At 59.0% G+C, this 19,107-nt stretch carries 13 protein-coding genes and 2 pseudogenes; 10 read left to right on the plus strand and 5 right to left on the minus strand.

All coding sequences use genetic code 11. The features are described from left to right. Positions 1 to 4: 4 nt before the first annotated feature. From mexE to VY732_RS13810, 3 genes are all read right to left on the minus strand, one after another. Positions 5 to 1,258, minus strand: coding sequence for a multidrug efflux RND transporter periplasmic adaptor subunit MexE (gene mexE, locus VY732_RS13800; protein WP_331695699.1), 1,254 nt, complete (start codon positions 1,256 to 1,258; stop codon positions 5 to 7). 272 nt (positions 1,259 to 1,530) lie between these two features. Beyond that, complete coding sequence (locus VY732_RS13805; RefSeq protein WP_331695700.1) at positions 1,531 to 3,270, minus strand: dipeptidase; 1,740 nt, start codon at positions 3,268 to 3,270, stop codon at positions 1,531 to 1,533. 244 nt (positions 3,271 to 3,514) lie between these two features. After that, on the minus strand, positions 3,515 to 4,030 hold the full coding sequence (locus tag VY732_RS13810) for a hypothetical protein (RefSeq protein WP_077573016.1): 516 nt from the start codon (positions 4,028 to 4,030) through the stop codon (positions 3,515 to 3,517). A 227-nt stretch (positions 4,031 to 4,257) separates the two neighbouring features. Between VY732_RS13810 and gcvA the strand changes: the two genes are divergently transcribed. From gcvA to VY732_RS13825, 3 genes are all read left to right on the plus strand, one after another. Next, positions 4,258 to 5,163, plus strand: a complete 906-nt coding sequence (gcvA, locus tag VY732_RS13815) for a transcriptional regulator GcvA (RefSeq protein ID WP_331695871.1) — start codon at positions 4,258 to 4,260, stop codon at positions 5,161 to 5,163. A 74-nt stretch (positions 5,164 to 5,237) separates the two neighbouring features. After that, entirely contained in the window at positions 5,238 to 6,065 is an 828-nt protein-coding gene (locus VY732_RS13820; protein ID WP_331695701.1) for a DMT family transporter, read from the plus strand. Between the two features lie 29 nt (positions 6,066 to 6,094). Next, a complete protein-coding gene (locus tag VY732_RS13825; protein WP_077573013.1) occupies positions 6,095 to 6,856 on the plus strand; it encodes an SDR family oxidoreductase in 762 nt (253 codons plus the stop codon). A gap of 21 nt (positions 6,857 to 6,877) precedes the next feature. On the opposite strand, the gene VY732_RS13830 is transcribed toward VY732_RS13825, so the two are convergent. After that, entirely contained in the window at positions 6,878 to 7,846 is a 969-nt protein-coding gene (locus VY732_RS13830) for an AraC family transcriptional regulator (protein ID WP_331695702.1), read from the minus strand. A 102-nt stretch (positions 7,847 to 7,948) separates the two neighbouring features. Here VY732_RS13830 and VY732_RS13835 point away from each other — a divergent pair, with 102 nt between their 5' ends. From VY732_RS13835 to VY732_RS29960, 3 genes and pseudogenes are all read left to right on the plus strand, one after another. Then, positions 7,949 to 9,199, plus strand: coding sequence for an MFS transporter (locus VY732_RS13835; protein ID WP_331695703.1), 1,251 nt, complete (start codon positions 7,949 to 7,951; stop codon positions 9,197 to 9,199). A gap of 521 nt (positions 9,200 to 9,720) precedes the next feature. Further along, a pseudogene (locus VY732_RS29955) lies at positions 9,721 to 10,644 on the plus strand (HAMP domain-containing protein); the annotation flags it as partial. 348 nt (positions 10,645 to 10,992) lie between these two features. Beyond that, positions 10,993 to 11,508: pseudogene (locus tag VY732_RS29960) on the plus strand (methyl-accepting chemotaxis protein); the annotation flags it as partial. A 127-nt stretch (positions 11,509 to 11,635) separates the two neighbouring features. Here VY732_RS29960 and VY732_RS13845 read toward each other — a convergent pair. After that, entirely contained in the window at positions 11,636 to 12,550 is a 915-nt protein-coding gene (locus tag VY732_RS13845) for a LysR family transcriptional regulator (protein WP_034154182.1), read from the minus strand. A 270-nt stretch (positions 12,551 to 12,820) separates the two neighbouring features. On the opposite strand from VY732_RS13845, the gene VY732_RS13850 reads away from it, so the two are divergent. The 4 genes from VY732_RS13850 to pgm all read left to right on the plus strand — a co-directional run bounded on the left by VY732_RS13850 (position 12,821) and on the right by pgm (position 19,060). Beyond that, positions 12,821 to 13,843 (plus strand): zinc-dependent alcohol dehydrogenase family protein, encoded by a 1,023-nt coding sequence (locus tag VY732_RS13850; RefSeq protein ID WP_016983050.1) that lies wholly within the window; start codon positions 12,821 to 12,823, stop codon positions 13,841 to 13,843. Between the two features lie 548 nt (positions 13,844 to 14,391). Next, entirely contained in the window at positions 14,392 to 15,858 is a 1,467-nt protein-coding gene (locus VY732_RS13855; protein ID WP_331695705.1) for a hypothetical protein, read from the plus strand. Between the two features lie 49 nt (positions 15,859 to 15,907). Further along, positions 15,908 to 17,308: an aminotransferase-like domain-containing protein gene (locus VY732_RS13860; protein ID WP_331695706.1), complete on the plus strand. Its 1,401-nt coding sequence runs from the start codon at positions 15,908 to 15,910 to the stop codon at positions 17,306 to 17,308. Between the two features lie 105 nt (positions 17,309 to 17,413). After that, positions 17,414 to 19,060 carry a phosphoglucomutase (alpha-D-glucose-1,6-bisphosphate-dependent) gene (gene pgm, locus VY732_RS13865; RefSeq protein WP_077573003.1) on the plus strand — a complete coding sequence of 549 codons (1,647 nt, stop codon included), beginning with the start codon at positions 17,414 to 17,416 and terminating at the stop codon, positions 19,058 to 19,060. Positions 19,061 to 19,107 lie beyond the last annotated feature (47 nt).

Raw genomic sequence — 19,107 nt, forward strand, 5'->3', positions numbered from 1 at the left:
TCCCTTAACCGCGTGGGGTCGTAGCAGCCAGCTTCACAACCGAACCGGACGCGCCTTTGGCAGGGGCGACTTTGGGCAGGTTGCTGGCTTCCAGCGCTTGACGTTGTTGAGCGAGTGCCGCGATGGTCTGTTCGCTGGCCATTGGCACCACTTCAGGGGTAACCGGTGAGCCAGGACGAACCCGCTGCAGGCCCTTGACGATGATCGTGTCGTCCTTGTTCAGGCCGGTACGAACGATGCGCAGACCTTCGATTTTCGGGCCGAGTTCGACGGCGCGGTATGCGGTTTTGTTGTCCGCATCCATCACCAGTACGAACTTCTTGCCGAGGTCGGTACCGACGGCTTCGTCGTTGATCAGCATGGCGTTGTAGGTGCCGCTGCCGACCAGCTTCAAGCGTGCGTAGAGGCCCGGGGTGTAAGTGCCATCGCTGTTATCGAACACCGCACGACCACGGATGGTGCCGGTTTTCGGGTTGACCTGGTTGTCGACGAAGTTCATCTGGCCGAGGTGCGGGTTGCCGTCTTCATTGGACAGGCCCATGTACACCGGGGTGGTGGCGCCGCGCTGACCGTTACGGGCGAGCTGGGTGTATTTGAGGAACACACGCTCGTCGGCGTCGAAGTAGGCGTAAACGCGGTCGGTGGATACCACACTGGTCAGCGCGGTGGTGTCGGCGGTCACCAGGTTACCGGCGGTGATTTCTGCACGGCTGACGCGACCACTGATTGGCGCCGTTACGCGGGTGAAGCTGAGGTTCAGTTTGGCCAGGTCCAGTTGCGCTTGCAGGGCACCGACGGCGGCGCGGGCTTCTTGAGCGGCGCTGGTGCGCGAGTCGGCCAATTCGGCGGAAATGGCGTTGCTGGCGCGCAGACGTTCACCGCGACCGGCTTCGTTTTCACTGCGGGTGGCGTTGGCGCGGGATTGGGCTACGAGGGCTTCGAGGCGGCGCACCTCAGCCTGGAACGGACGCGGGTCAATCTGGAACAGCAGGTCGCCTTTCTTGACCAGCGCGCCTTCAGTGAAGGCGACGTCGTCGATCTGGCCGGAGACCCGTGGACGGATTTCAACGGTTTCCGGCGCTTCGAGGCGCCCGGTGAATTCGTCCCACTCGTTGACCGGTTGTTCCAGCACCTTGGCCACGCTGACTTTCGCAGCGGGCATAGTGGCGGCAGTCTCCGGAGTCTTGCCGCAGGCGCTCATCACCAGTACGGCCAACATGGCCAACGGGAAGCGCAAATGTTTGAGTGACTGTTCCATGGATGCATCCGCCAATGTATTGAAGATGGGCGGATGATGCTCGGCGGGGTGTGATGGCACGAATCGAATGAAGCAAAGGTAACTATCATTCGGAATGATATAAGACCCGAACAAGCCCTCTAGCATGCACCTTTCGTTAGGTGGCTATCAATCTCTCTGAGGGCAACTCTGTGTTGCCCAGTGTGCAAAAGTCTGGGGCGAGGCTGCGCGGCGGGGATTATGCGCGGATTAAAAATGCCGAACCCGCCATGGCGGCGGGTTCGACACTGCGGTCAGAGTTTCGGCAACTGACCGATGCGGCCAATCATTTCCGTGACGATCTGCAGATCCAGCTGGAATTGCTCCACAGTCTTGAACTCGCCATCGGTGTGACCGGTGTACTTCACGTTCGGCATGGCCAGACCGAATTGCACGCCATTCGGCAGTTCATGCACCGAGGTAGCGCCGGCGGAGGTGCCGAACTCGTGTTTCATACCGAGGTTTTCTGTCGAAACCGCCAACAATGCCTTGACCCACTCACCCTCAGGATTGCGGTACATCGGCTCCGCGATCGAATAATCGAAGGCTACGGCTACGTGGCTTTTCTTGCTCCAGGCCGCCAGTTTCTCAGCGATTTCAGCCTTGAGTTTCTCCGGCGACTTGCCCTTCGGCACGCGCAGGTTGACCGCGAGTTTGAAGGCCTTTTCGTCCATGCCGACGTAGGTCAGCGACGTTGTCAGCGGCCCCATGAAGGCATCGGAGAAACCGACATTCAGCTTGTTGCCCAGGTAATCCAGACCCCAGTTGTCGGCAGCGTAACGCGCGGCATCGGTGATGTGGTTGTGCTTGAACGCGACTTTGCCATCAAGGCTATTGATAAAGACCAGCATCCGCGCGACCGGGTTGACCCCGGATTCGGGCTCGGAGGAGTGCGCGGACACACCGGTCACGGTCAGTTTGACGTCTTTGCCGTCGACCTTGGCGCTCACCTGGAAATCGCCGCCATTGCGCTTGGCAAACTCGTCGCCGGCCTTCTGCAGACTGGCGGCCAGTTCCGCAGACTTGTCGGTGACCAGCGTGGCGACCGACGCCGATGGAATCTGGTTGGTCGCCAGGCCACCGGTCATCGAGATGATTTCCGCACCTTTGCCTTCACCTTTGCGCTTGGCAAAGTTGGCCATGACGGTGCCGTAGCCTTTCTCGGCAATCACCACCGGGTAACCGCCATCCAGCGCCAGGTTGTAGTTCGGCGTCGGGTTGCGTTCGAAATAGTAAGGGATCGCGTCGCCCGTGGTTTCTTCGGTGGTGTCGACCAGCAGCTTGAAGTTGCGCACCAGCGGCAGCTTTTCTTCCTTGATGACTTTCATGGCATACAGCGTAACTACGATGCCGTTCTTGTCATCCTCGGTGCCGCGACCGTACATGCGGTCACCGATCAGGGTGATCTTGAACGGGTCGAGGCGGGTGCCATCCTTGAGCACCCAGTTTTCCGGTGTCACCGGTACCACGTCGGCGTGCGCATGAATGCCAACCACTTCATCGCCGCTGCCGTCGAGAGAGATCTCGTACACGCGGTTGTCGATGTTGCGGAATTTCAGATTGAACGACTCGGCAAGGCTCTGAATCTTCGCCGCGATCTTGGTGAATTCCGGGTTGTCGTGCTGTTCGACGCCATCCTTGCGAAAGGTCGGGATCTCCACCAGTTCGCGCAGGGTTTCGGTAGCGGCGGCGCTGTACTTCGCGCGCGTGTAGATACCCAGCAGACGATAGATTTCATTCTGCTGATCGGCATTCAAAGTCTTGTTGTCGAGGTAAGCAGCAATGGCCGGACCGATGTCGACGGTTTTCGCCAGATCGCTCTTGCCCAGATTGCCAAGGAACTGACGGAAGTCCGTGGCTTTATCGGCGCTGTAGCTCTTGAGGATTTCTGCGCTCTGCTGCGGGGTGATATTGGCTTGCGCGGGCGCGGTGAACACGGCAAGACCGGCCAGCATCAAGGTGGTGGCAGCCAGTTTTTTGAAAGGGACATTCATTACGAAGGGCATTCCTTTGCAGGGCAGTGAGTTAGGCGTGCCTCAACGCTGAGACACATACACTTACAAACTAACACCGTGCCAGAGCCTTGCGGGAGTCCTGAAAGGGGATGTGTCGCACAAAAACGCAAAAGAGGCGCACAAATGAAAAAGCCCGGGGACGGTTCCCGGGCTTTTTTATGGGTGCAATCAAGTGACGATCAGAGCTTCGCCAATTCCCTGCGCCAGGCTCAGCAAAGGGCGGTTATCTGAAGATCTGTTCAATCATGATCCTGGCCGGGATGAATAACGTGTTCGTGTAATAGGCCTCATACCCATAGGCAGTTATGCGAACTTTGCACGGGATTGAAGCTTGCGACGCCAGCAACGGTTTGATGGCGTCGTAGTCATTCAAGTCGCGTTGCGTTCCATCCGCATTGGTGTAGTAGAAGATCAGATCGGAGGAAAACTTGTAATTGGGCTCGGCCTGACTGCTTGCAGTCACCCGTCCCTCGGCTTTTATCGTGATTGAATGCTCGGATGAGAATTCCGGGTCTCGATTGAGAGAGCAGATCAGAGTCGGCGTCAGCTGATGGGCGTTTTCGTAGTCATTGAACGCGCGCTCCAGGTCCACAGTGGAACTGAAGTGCGCCGTGAACAGATTGTCAGGGCCCAGGCCGAATGACGATAACGTGAGGTCGGCGGGCGGGATGCTCGCCGTTTTTACACAACCGCCGCAGAGAAGAACGCCAAGGTAAATGACCGTGCGGAATCTGTTCATTGGCCGAAGATACCGTTGATTGAAGCAAAAATCAGATCGCAGGCGGACTTCGTCCCTTGCACCGGCTCTATAAACAGCCACTCAGCAGAAGCATGGTGTTTATCAATGGTTTTATTGCTGATCGGATCTGCCTCGATAATCGAAGTGAAGTTTAGAGTGAGTTTGGTTCTATCATGAGCTGGCCTTCATGTATGCACCTTTCTTATAACTCGCTGGATACTGCTCTTATGAGAGACCTGCCGCCCACCGCGACCTTGCGCGCATTTGAAGCTGCCACCCGGCACTTGACCTTTACGTCGGCCGCACAAGAGCTACATGTGACTCAAAGTGCAGTCAGTCATCAGCTCAAGCATCTTGAAGCCCTTTGGGGAGTGCAGTTGTTTGAACGTGGCAAGGCGTTACGCCTCACCGCCGCTGGGGCTGCGCTGGCGCCCATCGTGCGCGAGTTTTTCATCAGTCTGGAGGCGACTTTGAGTGATTTGCGCGAGCAAAAAGACAGAGTTCGACTCAGCGTCAGCACCACCTATTCCTTCGCACTCAAATGGCTGCTGCCACGCTTGCCACGTCTCGCTCGTCAGCACCCCGAGCTGCTGGTCTCGCTGGACACCACGGATAAAATAATCCACTTCTCTCAGGGCCAGGCGGATGTTGCGATCAGGCTCGGCAAGGGCGATTACCCCGGTCTGCATTCGGAGTTCCTGTTTGGGGAGCAGGTATTTCCTGTGGCCAGCCCTGAACTGCTGCGACGCGTCGGGACTCCGCAGAGCCCCGCAGAACTGTTGCATTTCCCGCTGCTCACGCGCGATGGTGCCGAACTGGTACCAAAATGGGAGGTATGGTTTCAAGCCGTCGGGCTGGCCTATTTGCCGCTCAAGGAGAGCGTCAGATTTGGCGATACCAACATGACGGTCGAGGCCGCCTTGCTCGGCCAGGGCGTTGCATTGGTGCGCAGCGGGCATGTCGAGAACGAAATCAGCGATGGCCGTTTGGTGCGACTGTTTGATGTGCCATTCCCATCACCGCTGGCGTACTACTTCGTCTGCCCCAAGGGCATCGAATCACAACCACACATCGCCAGCTTTCGCCAATGGTTGGTCAGCGAGGCACTGAAAGTCCAAGGACTGGATGAGTGAGTCATGAGCATTCGTTCATGCTGCGATGAGGAGACTTCGCTTTAGCCCCGGCGCCGCATTGCCTAAAGTGGCGCATGCCTATCCATATCATCTTCCTTGTGCTTTTCGCTGCGCTCCTGCATGCCAGCTGGAATGCGCTGCTGCGTAGCGGTGCCGATCGGCTGTGGTCGATGACAGTGATGTGTATTGCCATCGCCATCACCAGTGTCGTCGCCGCAGTGTTCATGGATCCCCCCGCGATTGAGAGCTGGGGCTATGCGCTGCTGTCGGGGTTGCTGCATGTCGGCTACAACCTGTTTCTGGTGCGCAGTTACCGGGTCGGCGACCTGGGGCAGACCTATCCGATTTCACGTGGATCGTCGCCGGTGCTGATCACCCTGGGGGCCGCCGTGTTTGCCGGAGAACGCATCACGCCTGACGTGTTACTCGGTATTACGCTGGTGTCAGGCGGGATTATGTCGCTGGCTTTCAGAGGGCGCAGTCTGTCGGTTCCCAGCCTGCCTTATGCGCTGGGAACGGGCGGCTTTATCGCGGCCTACAGCGTGGTCGACGGCATAGGCGCCAGGCTCTCCGGCGCGCCGCTGGCCTACACGGTGTGGATGTGCGCCCTGTGGGGCGTGCTGATGCCGGTGGTCTACATCGGCCTACGCGATACCCGCAGCTTGTTCTGCGTCCGGCCCGGAACAGTGACCGCATTGGTCGGCGGGCTGGTCTCTTTGCTCGCGTATGCAATGGTCATCTACGCCATGACCGAAGCGCCGCTGGGCGCGGTATCGGCATTGCGCGAAACCAGCGTGCTGTTTGCGGCGTTGATCGGCTATGTGTTTCTCGGCGAGACGCTCACCGCGCGCCGGATACTGGCATGCGTAGTGATCGCCGGCGGCACCCTCATCATCGGCTGATACAGCCAACGGCTCAGGAGCTTTATTTCATGGTCAACGTCTCGCAGGCACCGCTGATTCTAATCACGGGTGGAAGTCGTGGAGTGGGGGCTGCCACCGCGCGGCTCGCCGCCGAAAGAGGTTATGACGTGGCGATCAGCTACGTTGCCAACGCGTCCGCAGCGCTGGCCGTGGCCGCAGATGTAGAAGCATTGGGGCGCCGGGCGTTGACGATGCGGGCCGACAGTGCGGACCCCCAACAGGTGGCCGATTTATTCGCGGCCATCGACCGCACGTTCGGACGCATCGACGTACTGGTCAATAACGCCGGGATGCTGGCGCCTCAGTCTCGCTTGGAAGACCTCGGCTTCGAGCGGATGCAGCGCATCTTTGCGGTCAATGCCATTGGGCCAATACTCTGTGCCCAACAGGCGGTGAAGCGTATGTCTTACCGCCACAACGGCCAGGGCGGTGTGGTGATCAATGTCTCTTCGGCTTCGGCGCGCCTCGGCAGCCCCAACGAGTACGTCGACTATGCAGCGTCAAAGGGAGCCTTGGAGACGTTCACCATTGGCTTTGCAAAAGAGGTGGCTCGGGAAGGAATACGCGTCAACTGTATTCGCCCCGGACATATCTATACCGAAATGCATGCCAGCGGCGGTGAGCCGGGGCGGGTCGATCGTGTCAAGGATTCGATCCCGATGGGGCGGGGCGGACAGCCTGAGGAAGTGGCACGCGCGATTCTATGGTTGGCGAGCGCGGAGGCATCCTTCGTTACCGGTACATTCCTCGATGTAACGGGGGGTAAATGAGTCGGTGGCAGGGATCATCGACTAGCTGCATTCGGCTTGCCGCACCTTGCGACTCAATCCAGGCGTATTGCCCGTAATGCGCTTGAATGCACGACTGAAAGCGGCCTGGGAGGTATAGCCCAAACGCTGCGCCACCTCTTCAATCGGTAGCCTTTCGAGGGTCAGCCACTGGCTTGCAAGCCGCATCCGCAGTTCGGTGACATAGCGCAGCGGAGCCATGCCAATCGTCGCCTGGAAGCGGTCCGCGAAGACCGAGCGTGAGGTATTGCAGTGCTCTGCCAACTGCGCAACAGTCCAGTCGCGGCCCGGTTGTTGGTGGAGCGCAAGCAGTGCACCGGCCAAGCGGGGATCGCGCAAGGCGGCGACGAGGCCAGAGGCATTGCCGCAGGCGCACTCGACCCAGCCGCGAACGACCATGGCCGCCACCACGTCGGCCAGCCGCGCGAGGATACCGGCGAAGCCGACGCGTGCGGCGCTGACCTCACGTTCCATGGTGGTGAGGATTGGCACCAGCCCGGGGTAACGCTGGCCGCCGGCATCAATCAGCATCAGTCCCGGCATCAGCCGGCCAAGGCCATGGATACTGCCCAGTTCAAACTCCATACAAGCACTGAACAGAATAGTGCTCGGAGTGGCGCTGGCATCGGTTCCGGTATCCACCGCGCTGACGGTGTCACCCAAGGGCGCGCCGTTTAGACGATCGATGTCCTGGACAGGCGCGCCCTGATGGGAAAAAAGTTGATGGGCCGCGCCATGGGATATGAACACGGCGTTGCCGGCAGACAGCGCGTAGGTGCTGCCGTCGTCCATTCGCAGTACCGCATTGCCGACGGCCATGAAGTGGAACCAGGCGTGCCCAGGTTTTTCAGCAAAGCCCAAACCGAAATCTGGACCCGTTTGGATACGCCGGTATTCAACACCACGCAGACGCATGCCGCGCAACAGCTCGTTGATGAGGTCCGAGGAAAGAGCAAACTGATCTGCAGGCATCGTTCAGGTGTTTTAGTCAAAAAGTAGAGACTTTGGATCATAGATCATCCGGATTTCGGCGCCTAGACTTCGGCTCTTAATGAAGATTGGGAGATCCGTGCAATGACTGACTGTGTATGTAACACCCTATCCGACCGCCATTGCGGCGTCGGCGCGGACGTAGAACCTGCAACCCCCGCGTGGATGGCAGTATTTTCGTTGGCAATGGGTGTGTTCGGGTTACTGACCGCTGAGTACCTTCCGGCCAGTTTGTTGACGCTGATGTCTACTGACCTGGGAGTGTCCGAAGCGCTGGCTGGCCAGGCGGTAACGGTAACCGCCGTGGTGGCGCTGTTCGCAGGCTTGTTGGTGCCAGGTCTGACCCGTGGTATCGACCGACGCTGGGTGTTGTTGGGTTTTTCGACGTTGATGGTCGCCTCCAATCTGTTGGTCGCCGTTTCCTCCAGCTTCGCGGTGCTGTTGTTGATGCGTATCTTGCTGGGCATTGCCCTTGGCGGGTTCTGGAGCATGGCGGCGGCGGTTGCGATGCGCCTGGTGCCGAGTGCCTTGTTGCCCCGGGCGCTGTCGATCATTTTCAGCGGCATCGCCATCGGCACGGTCGTGGCAGTGCCGCTGGGCAGCTATCTGGGCGGGTTGTATGGCTGGCGCAGCGCGTTCTTTGCCGCGGCGGCGGTAGGCATGGTGACCCTGGCGTTTCAGTCATTCACGTTGCCGCGCCTTGCGCCGCGCCGGCCGGCACGTCTGCGCACCGTACTCGAGGTGTTGCAGCGCCCAGGCATCGCCATCGGCATGTTCGGTTGTGTGCTGGTGCACAGCGGCCACTTCGCCATGTTCACCTATGTTCGCCCATTTCTTGAAGGGACTACCGGCATCGGCGCGCAAGGGCTGTCACTGATGCTACTGGGGTTCGGTGTGGCGAACTTCGTCGGCACGCTGTTGGCCGGCAGGCTGCTGGAGCGCCACCCGCTGGCCACTCTGGTGCTGATGCCCGCGCTGGTCGGCGTTGCAGCACTGGCGTTGGTGCTGTTGCCGGCCTCGGTGCCGGGGCAGGCGCTATTGCTGGCGGTCTGGGGCATGGCCTTTGGTGGTGTGCCGGTGGCGTGGTCGAACTGGGTCGCCAGCGCGGTACCTGATCAGGCGGAAAGCGCCGGAGGCATGGTAGTGGCCTCTGTGCAGTCAGCCATCGCCACGGGCGCCGCCGCTGGCGGTGCAATGTTCAGCCTCGGTGGCAGCGCAGGCGTATTCGTAGCGGCAGCCGTGCTGATGCTGCTGGCCGCGTTGCTGATTGCCCTGCGTGTCCGCGTCCCTTCTGCCCATGGCGTTCGCCAGTCCAAGCCCGCGCTGCACCTTTGATCCGGTTTGCCAAACCGCCTAAATCCGTCCTGTTCTGTTACTGAACTCCCACGCCGCTGATGGGCCAGTTGGATTGGGTCCAACTGGCGCAGAAGCCGGATCCCGAAATCTGGCAGGGTTGGGTCAGTGAAGCGGCGGCCAGGAAAATCGATGCGACGTTCTGGAAGGTTTTCCAAGGCAGGGAAGCCTTTCTTTAATCGCAGATAGATTGCGCTGAGTTTGCCGATGTTCGCCGTTCTAAAGTGCGCACCGTCGCGGTCGATAACTCAGAGTACGCATGGGCTCTATCTCCTCATAACAACACATGCGACGTTCAGTGCTAGCGTTTCCCCTTGCCAAAACTATAAATATCCGCAGGTGAAGTCATGAATATCAAGCAGAAGCTGACCTGGGCGTTTGCGGCAATCGCATGCGTCCCGGTCATCCTGGTCGCCGTTTTGGTAGTGCTGAATCTGCGAGAGGGGGCCCTGGCCAATTTTCTCGACAGCAGCGGTCGCGAGATCCGCCAGATCGACAATGGCATGAAGCAGTTTTTCGACGGCATTAGCCAAAACGTCGACTATGTAGCCAAGGACCCGCGCGTCGTTGCGGCCAAAGACCTCAAGAGCTACGCGGGTGCCGAAGCCGCGCAAATTCCACTTACTCAGGCCAACAAAGAGCTGCTGGCGATATTTGACCAGTTCGCCAAAACTCATCCGAGTACTGCTTACCTGTCCCTGGGTCTGAGCGACGGCGGCTACGCCAGTTGGCCGGACGACACCAAGCTGAACAACTACGATCCGCGCGTCCGTCCCTGGTATAAAGCGGCCATCGCCACGCCAGGCGCCACTGTGCGCACGGGTGCCTACTATTGGGCGCCGGACGATGTGACGCTGATCGGCACTGTGCGTACTGTCGCCGACGCCGCCGGAAATATCCTGGGAGTGGTTGGCCTGGACGTGTCGCTCAAACAGCTCACTGAACTGGTGCGCAACATCAAGCTGGGCGATAGCGGCTACCTGATGCTGGTGGAAGACAACGGTAACGTGCTGGTAGACGCTAGCGATGCGAAGCACAACTTCAAACCTCTGGCCGATCTGGGTCCCAACTACGCCGAACTAGCCAAGGGAGGCGACGGCGTGACCCAAATCGAGATTGATGGCGTGGCCTACATGGCCAACGTGGTCAGTTCCAAAGGCCTGGGCTGGCGCTTTATCGGCCTGATCAAGCGTGATGAAGTGATGGCCGACGTCACCCGGCTGACCTGGCTGATCGCCGCCATTGCCGCGGCATTGGCGTTGGTGTTCGCGATAGTAGGCGCCAGCTTTGCCAGCGTCATCGTGCGTCCGATTCGCGGCGTGGCCGACGGCCTGCAAGAAATCGCCGAAGGAGAAGGCGACCTGACGCGCCAACTCCAGGTGCAGGGCAAGGACGAAACCGCCAGCCTGGCGGGCTGGTTCAACCAGTTCCTGAGCATGATTGCACAATTGGTGCAACGCATAGGCAGCGCCTCATCTGACCTGCAGACCGCGGCCGCCGACACGAGCGAAGTGGCCAACAACATGAACCAGGCTGCAGGTCGCCAGCGTGAGGCCGTGGAGTTGGTGAGCACCGCATTCAACGAAATGGTCGCTACTGCCAACGAAGTTGCACGTTCGTGCAGTGCTGCCGCGACGAGTGCCGACGAAGGCTACCGCGACGTACATGACGGCCAGCAGCACATCGGCGAAGCCACCGGCAGCGTGCTCAAGCTCAGCGAAGACCTGCAGAAGTCGACCCAGACCATGCAGTTGCTGGAGCAGGACAGCCAGAACATCAACACCATTCTCGATACCATCCGCTCGATTGCCGAGCAAACCAACTTGCTAGCGCTCAATGCGGCGATTGAAGCCGCGCGCGCCGGTGACCAAGGCCGAGGCTTCGCCGTGGTCGCCGACGAAGTCCGCGCCTTGGCTCGCAGGACAGCCGACTCCACCGGCGAGATCGACAGCTTGCTGGGCAATCTCGCCCGCCGCACCCAAGAGGTCACGCAGCAGATGCAAGGCAGCCTGCAAGTGTCCCACGCCAGTGTGGAACGCATTCAGCAGGCGCGTGACAGCTTCGACAAGATCCGTGGCTCGGTGGACTCGATCCGCGACCAGAATACCCAGATCGCCACAGCCGCCGAGGAGCAGCACCAAGTGGCCGAAGAGATCAATCGCCACATCGCGCAGATCCATGCCGATGCCCAACTGGTCGAAGGCTTTGCTCAGTCGTCACAGGCTGGCTCGGGTCGATTGATAGACATTTCCGGTCAGCTCAAAGGCCTGGTGGGTCGTTTCAAATATTAGTATCCCGACCCGAATGAAAACGTTGAGCACTCACCGTTTTCATTCGGCCGACATACGCAGTTTTATTGCTTCCATTGTTCCGCTGAAAGCCTCAGACCGGTCTATCGAATAGCACAGAGTCCTAGCCCTAGAGACTATCCGGATCCCCAAAAAACATCTGAATCCGCGACCGCAACCACCGCTCACCCGGGTCATTATCCTGCGACCCCCGCCAAGCCATATGCAGCTCAAACGTGCGCGTCGGCAGCGGTGGATCTTCCGCGCGAACCCCACCAGCCGCCGTCAACGCATCTGCCGTGTAATCCGGCACGGTCGCCACGATGTCAGTGCCTGCCAGCAACGTACTCAAGCCATTGAACTGCGGAACGGCCAGCACCACATGACGTTTGCGGCCCAGTTTCTCCAGCTCTTCATCAATAAAGCCACTGAGGTCGCCAGCAAATGACACCAGCGCATGCGGACGTGCGCAGTAGTCGTCCAGGCTCAACGGCCCCGGCACGGTATCGGCGCGCAGCAGTTTTGGTGCGCTGCGACGCAGGACCTTGCGTTTGGCGTTGGCCGGCAGGTCAGTGGTGTAGCTGACGCCAATGGAGATCTCGCCGGAGGCCAACAGGCCCGGCATCAATATGTAGTTGACGCGACGGATCACCAGCACGATGCCCGGCGATTCGGCGCGCAGGCGTTTGAGCAGCATCGGCAGCAGGGCGAATTCGACGTCGTCGGACAAACCGATCCGAAATACCGAAGTGCTGGTCGCCGGATCGAATTCGGCCGCGCGGCTGACGGCGGTCGAAATCGAATCGAGGGCCGGCGAGAGCAGGGCGAAGATTTCCACCGCGCGGGCGGACGGTTCCATGCTGCGCCCGGTGCGCACGAATAGCGGGTCATCGAACAGGCTGCGCAGGCGCGAGAGCGCCGCACTGATCGCCGGCTGACCAAGAAAGAGCTTTTCTGCCGCCCGGGTCACACTGCGTTCGTGCATCAATGTTTCGAATACGATCAACAGGTTCAGGTCGACACGACGCAGGTCATTACGATTCATCTGGAGTCCTGGCAGAGTCATCAAGCTTGACGAGAGCGGCCATATGAGAACAATGGCCGGCATGAATCTTACGGGGAAAGGCTGGTACTCTGCACCGGAAAATTCAGCTTTACTGAGACGGTGGCAGCAGTTTTTTCATGGATTTTGCCAACGCCGCCCCTGCTGCGGAATCAATGACAGGCATGTCGACTATTAATAGCCACTGATAGTCTTGGGTCAAAAGCCCAGATAGAGTTCATGGCATTAGAGGTTACTTTGACGAGGTTTGCGATGTCCCGCACGATCCGTTTTCACAAGTTTGGTCCGGCCGAGGTGCTCAAATGCGAAGAGCATGCGGCCGCTCAGCCAGGTCCTGGCGAAGTGCAGGTGCGCGTCGAGGCGATCGGCATCAGCTGGTACGACACCCTTTGGCGTCAGAATCTGGCCTCGTCTCAGGCGCGACTGCCTGCCGGTCTTGGTCACGAGATGGCCGGTGTGATCACCGCTGTCGGCGACGGTGTCGATGATCTGGCAGTGGGTGACAAGGTCGCCAGCTTTCCGGCCGAGAGTGCGAACGACTACCCGGTCTACGGCGAATCGATCGTGCTGCCGCGCACCGCACTGACCCGTTATCCGGATGTGCTCAGCCCGATCGAAGCCAGCGTGCACTACACGCCGTTGCTGATCGCCTACTTTGCCTACGCCGATCTGGCACGGGTCAAGCCGGGGCAGTTCGCCCTGGTCACTGACGCCAGTCATTGCGCCGGTCCATCGTTTGTCCAGTTGGGCAAGGCGATGGGCGTGCGGGTGATTGCCGCGACCAAAGAAGCTGAAGAGCGCGAGTACCTGCTGTCCCTTGGTGCAGAAAAGGTCATCGTCACTGAAGAGGAAGATCTGTTGATGCGAATCAACAAGATCACTGACAACCGTGGTGTCGACGTGGTGTTCGACGGCCTCGGCGGTCCGCAGATGTCGCTGCTTGGCGATGTGCTGGCGCCGCGTGGCAGCCTGGTGTTGTATGGCTTGCAGGGCGGCAATCAGACGCCGTTCCCGGCCTGTGCAGCGTTCCAGAAGAACATCCAGTTTTTTGTGCACTGCATCGGCAACTTCACCGGCAAGCCCGAGTTGGGCATCACTCAGGATCACGTCGCCTTGCAGCGTGCCTTGCGTGACATCAACCAGTTGACCGCTGATCGCGTGTTACTGCCGCTGAAGACGCGTGTATTCCCGTTCAACGAGTTCGTCGAAGCGCATCGCTACATGGACGAATGTCCGTGCCGCGAACGGGTCGCGCTGCAGGTCGAACCGGCGTAAGCCCTGTCAGCAGAGTCCGTGGCCCCACGGACTCTTGTGCGTTTACCTTCCCTCCTGAAAAACAGAGCTCCCTGGCACGATGCCCGGGGCCGTTCAGCAACTGAACTGGTTTTTGCTCTCCATCTGTATCTTCTAATCACAATGTAAGCCCTGATAATTGAATGATTACTTTCATCTCAAGGAATGAGCCATGGCTGTGCATTCAATTTGTCCGGCGCGATATCAAACGAATAAAGCGATTGATCAAGCCGGTTTTTGTTTAATTGTTGTAGGGCTATTCGGAAACCGCTTCTCTTTTTCTTGTGCTCACTTTCCGTGGGACGTTGTGGGAAGTTTCCTAGGATTGCGTCCGGGAAAAAATATCTCAACAATTACAGGGGCTTGGAGGTCTGCTTTGGCAGTTTAAGGCGGTTTGTCAGTTCAAGTGTTTCAAATAACTACAAACTTGTAAGTGTTAGCATTCGAACGTCTATTACTTATTGATGAATTGTCGCCTGACTGATTTTCAGTCCGCGTGGCATGAAACTTTCGATACCGGGTAAATACCGATGAGCACGATCCATGATCAGGCAATGAACTATGTCTACCAGCAAGTATTGCAGCGTTTGCTGAGTTTCTTCTCTCGAGCAGAACGTACGGCGCTGCAGTTGCTGATCCAGCGACTGGCAGTGGCTGCCGGCGGTATGGAGAACATCGGTCATTTCAAGGTACTGGTGAACCAGTCAGGGTCGCGCGACAGTTGTTATACGCTGGCATTGCTGCGGGCCGCACAACTGACCATCGCTGGCCGTTCGCCCGCGACCTTCCAGTTGCGGGTCGCCAATCTGCGCTGGAACGGCAGCAGCCAGGTGTCGCTGCAAAACATGCATCGCAGCTATAGCGCACTGTTTCTGTATGACGATCCCCGGGTCGAACTGGTGATGGTGGATCACCGCGAGGTTCTGCCGTTTGATCATCAGGCTCCCATTGGCGAGGTGGGGCGTGAGGCCAACCGCATCAATCTGCTGTTGATTGGACATTGTCGAAGCTGGAACGAACCGCTCGAATTATGGGATGACGCTTATCTGGCCACGGCCGAGTTCTATGGACAGGTTGCCCGCTGGAACAATGGCGTCGATGCGATGATCGGCAGTGAGTCCACGCGCCGTCAGAAGCACTTCCTCGACGGATTGGGGCGCGCTGTGCAGAAGGCCGCGATTGCCGGGCCGCAGGCGGCTTCTGTCGGCTTTGAAATGCTCTTTCCGCTGCTCGACGGGTTGGGTGGCGATTTTTACCGCGAGTTTTACCCCGAAGACGAGCGGGTAACCTGGCGGCCGGAAGGTCAGTTTGAAGCCTGCCGGCGCACCAGTTTTGTCAGTGTCAACGACATGATTGTCGGCAAACTCGAAGAGCGCTGGCCTCTGCTGAGCGACTTTCTGGGTTTTCAGGCGGATGACCTGACGCTTTATCAAGGTGATGACGAACACGTGGAGCCTTTGGTGGCCGCGCATTTGCAAGGCATGCAGGCGCAATTCATCGAGGGACGGACCTATGAGGCCGGCGTCGCTGATTACCTGAAAAGCAGCCTGATCACGATGCGGCAAAAGCAGGTCCCCGAACCTGTTTGCGAACAGTTGCTGGCGAGCTTCGGCAATCTGCAGGAACCTGAAAATCTGCGTTTGCAGGCGGGAAGCTCCTTGTTGGCCAACTTCGACCTGAATGAAATTCAGCTGACGTGCCTGCTGTTTGCACCGTTCATCAACCGTGGTGCCGGGCTTGAGCGGTTCCTGCGTAATTGTCACCCCGGCATGTTGGTGGCGTTGCCGGAACTGCACCGGGCCATGCAGGGCCTGCATGCGCCGGAACAGGTCATGAAGTGGATGACAGATGTCAGTGGTCTGCCCGTCAAATTGATTGTGCGTCTTTACAAAATGGGCCCGATTCGTATGCCCGAAGCCAGCGACGCGGCTTCGAACACCGAAGGTGAGGACAACGCGAGTGTCGAACCGACAGTCGACCGATCCGCTGAAGGTTGATCGTGAGCCACTTGCCGGGAGCTAAAACCATGCCCACGGATGCGGGCTCGTGAAAGCGTCGAGGGCGAACGACTTCGTTTATCAGGCGGTGTATCGATATCTGACGTTGTTGATAGACGAGGCGGGGAGCAGTGCGGCGGTGCGCTTGCCCTCACTGCGTCAACTGGCTGATCGACTCAACGTCTCGATCTCGACTGTCCAGTACGCCTATTCGCTGCTGGAAAAGGAAGGCCGGGTGTATTCGATCGCCAAGTCCGGTTACTACGCGCAAGCGTTGCACGTGATGGATTCGCCAGAAAGTGGCAGTGATTTGCTGGAAACCGTTTACGTCAACGCAAGGCGCCCGGGTATGTGCGTGCTCAGCGCTGATGAACCGGCCTCATTGCAACCGCTCGACAGTCCGTTGTTAACGCTGGAGCGGGAGCTGCTGCGCCAGTATCCGCGCCAGCCGCAAGCGCTGGTGCAACCCTGTGGCGAACTGGAGTTGCGTACGGTACTCGCCGCACGTTACACCTCTTCAACCGCCAACTATTGGCGTGCAGACGACGTTTACATTGGCGCAGATCTGCGCGGCGTCCTGGAAATTCTGATTTCCGTGCTTGAACTGCGTCGGGCCACTGTGATCGTTGAATCGCCCTGTGACTGGGTGATTTTGCGCCTGCTGGCCGCCGCCGAGGTGCGCGTCATCGAGTTGCCACTGCTCGCTGGTGGCGTGATTGACCCGCAGCGACTGGAGTCGCTGCTCAAGAGCGAATCGGTGCGGTTGATTCTGTTGTCTTCAGCGTTGAGCATGCCCCGGGGAAGCCTGATACCGCTGAGTAACCAGCAGGCAATTGCACATTTGCTCGGGCGTCACGGTACCTGGGTGCTGGAAAACGACTGTTACAGCGAGCTTCATGAAAGCGCTGATGCCCAACGGTTGCGCGACTGGCTCGATCCTGACCGTTTGCTGGTGTTTTCCACGTTCGAAAAATTCATCGGGGCCGAGGCGCCTTTTGGCATTTTGCTCTCACGACATTGGCGCAATGAGCTGCAGCGGCAATTCCTGTTACGCGCGTTTCGCTTGTCGCCGATCCGCCAGAAGGCCGTTGCCAGGCTGCTTGGGGGAGGGCGGCTGGATCAGCACTTGCTGGTACTGAGACGGATGCTCAAGGAGCGTCGCACGCAATTGATCGAGTTGTTGCGAGAGCGTCTTGGCGATGCGCTGCAGATTGTCGAACCGCAAGGTGGCGCGACGATATGGGTACGTTCTCTGCGCCCGGTGAACATGGCACAGGTGTTCCAGCGCCTGCTCAGACAGCAAATCATCATTGCACCGGGCGAGCTGTTCAGCCTGCAAGGCCTGCATGCGCACCATCTGCGGTTGAGCCCGCTGAACCATGGCGACCACGACCTGGCCAGCGTCGTTGGGCTGCTCGGTGACGCCTTGCGTCTGGCGCCTGCTGAATAACGTTAAAAAACATCGGGAGCGTCCCGGATAGATCCCATCGCACTGCGGTCAAACTGCCAGTAAACTGCGCTCTATTCCTGAACCACTCTATTTCAGAGGTTTTGCATGACACTCAGTCCTTTTGCGGGCAAACCGGCACCGGCAGAATTGTTGGTCGATATCCCGCGACTGGTAACGGCTTACTACACCGGACAGCCCGACGCCTCGATTTCCACTCAGCGTGTGGCATTCGGTACATCCGGACACCGGGGCAGCTCGTTCGACTTGAGTTTCAACGAGTGGCACGTTCTGGCCATCAGCCAGGCGATCTGCCTGTACCGCGAAGCCCAAGGCATCACCGGGCCGCTGTTTGTCGGCATCGACACCCACGCACTGTCGACCCCGGCCGGGGCCAGCGCGCTGGAAGTTCTGGCCGCCAACGGTGTGACGGTGATGATCGCCGAAGGTGATGAATACACGCCGACACCTGCGATTTCCCACGCGATTCTCTGCTACAACCGTGGCCGTACCTCGGGCCTGGCGGACGGCATCGTCATCACGCCGTCGCACAACCCGCCACAAAGCGGTGGTTACAAATACAACCCAACCAATGGCGGGCCGGCTGACACCCACATCACCAAGTGGATCGAAGCCAAGGCCAATGAGCTGTTGGCCGCGAAACTGGCCGGTGTGAAACGCATCAGTTACGAGCAGGCGCTCAAGGCCAGCACCACGCATCGCCACGATTACCTGAACACTTATGTAGCCGACCTGATCAACGTGATCGACTTCGACGCCATTCGTGACGCCAAACTGCGTCTGGGCGTTGATCCGCTGGGCGGAGCAGGGGTGCGCTACTGGTCGGCGATTGCCGAGCATTACCGCCTCGATCTGCAAGTGGTCAACAAGGAAGTCGACGCGACATTCCGTTTCATGACCGTCGACTGGGATGGCCAGATTCGTATGGATCCGTCGTCCAGCCACGCGATGCAAGGCCTGATCGGCCTGAAAGAGCGCTTCGACGTCGCTTTCGCCTGCGACCCCGATCACGACCGCCACGGCATCGTGACGCCGTCCGGTGGTTTGCTTGCGCCGAACAACTATCTCGCCGTCTCGATCGATTACCTGTTCCAGAACCGCCCGCAGTGGCGCGCGGATGCTGGCGTGGGTAAAACCGTGGTCAGCAGCGGTCTGATCGATCGCGTGGCCAAGCGTCTGGGCCGTCGTCTGTACGAAGTTCCGGTCGGTTTCAAATGGTTCGCTGACGGCCTGTTCGATGGCTCGTTGGGTTTCGGTGGTGAAGAGAGCGCCGGCGCATCGTTCCTGCGCAAGGACGGTGGCGTGTGGAGCACCGACAAGGATGGTCTGATCCCGGCGCTGCTCGCCGCTGAAATGACCGCACGCACTGGTCGCGATCCAAGCCAGGCCTACAAGGCATTGACCGATGAGCTGGGCGAACCGTTCTCGGTGCGCGTCGACGCCAAGGCCAATCCTGAGCAGAAAGCACTGCTGAGCAAGCTGTCACCTGACCAGGTCACCTCGACCGAACTGGCCGGCGAGAAAATCCAGAGCATTCTCAGCCATGCCCCGGGTAACGATCAGGCGATTGGTGGTCTGAAAGTGATGACTGAAAACGGTTGGTTCGCCGCGCGTCCGTCGGGCACCGAAGACATCTACAAGATCTACGCCGAAAGCTTCATCAGTGACGACCATCTGAAGCAATTGGTGGTTGAAGCGCAGACGCTGGTGGATGGCGCCATCTCCAGCAAGTGATGCTCGCAAGCGCATGAAAAAAGGGGCAACCATGATGGTTGCCCCTT

Source organism: Pseudomonas sp. ZY71 (assembly GCF_036542145.1).
Classification (GTDB): domain Bacteria; phylum Pseudomonadota; class Gammaproteobacteria; order Pseudomonadales; family Pseudomonadaceae; genus Aquipseudomonas; species Aquipseudomonas koreensis_A.

Coding starts and splice junctions, on each gene's coding strand:
- mexE (WP_331695699.1), bottom strand. CDS start 1,258: ATGGAACAGTCACTCAAACATTTGCGCTTCCCGTTGGCCATGTTGGCC.
- VY732_RS13805 (WP_331695700.1), bottom strand. CDS start 3,270: ATGAATGTCCCTTTCAAAAAACTGGCTGCCACCACCTTGATGCTGGCC.
- VY732_RS13810 (WP_077573016.1), bottom strand. CDS start 4,030: ATGAACAGATTCCGCACGGTCATTTACCTTGGCGTTCTTCTCTGCGGC.
- gcvA (WP_331695871.1), top strand. CDS start 4,258: ATGAGAGACCTGCCGCCCACCGCGACCTTGCGCGCATTTGAAGCTGCC.
- VY732_RS13820 (WP_331695701.1), top strand. CDS start 5,238: ATGCCTATCCATATCATCTTCCTTGTGCTTTTCGCTGCGCTCCTGCAT.
- VY732_RS13825 (WP_077573013.1), top strand. CDS start 6,095: ATGGTCAACGTCTCGCAGGCACCGCTGATTCTAATCACGGGTGGAAGT.
- VY732_RS13830 (WP_331695702.1), bottom strand. CDS start 7,846: ATGCCTGCAGATCAGTTTGCTCTTTCCTCGGACCTCATCAACGAGCTG.
- VY732_RS13835 (WP_331695703.1), top strand. CDS start 7,949: ATGACTGACTGTGTATGTAACACCCTATCCGACCGCCATTGCGGCGTC.
- VY732_RS13845 (WP_034154182.1), bottom strand. CDS start 12,550: ATGAATCGTAATGACCTGCGTCGTGTCGACCTGAACCTGTTGATCGTA.
- VY732_RS13850 (WP_016983050.1), top strand. CDS start 12,821: ATGTCCCGCACGATCCGTTTTCACAAGTTTGGTCCGGCCGAGGTGCTC.
- VY732_RS13855 (WP_331695705.1), top strand. CDS start 14,392: ATGAGCACGATCCATGATCAGGCAATGAACTATGTCTACCAGCAAGTA.
- pgm (WP_077573003.1), top strand. CDS start 17,414: ATGACACTCAGTCCTTTTGCGGGCAAACCGGCACCGGCAGAATTGTTG.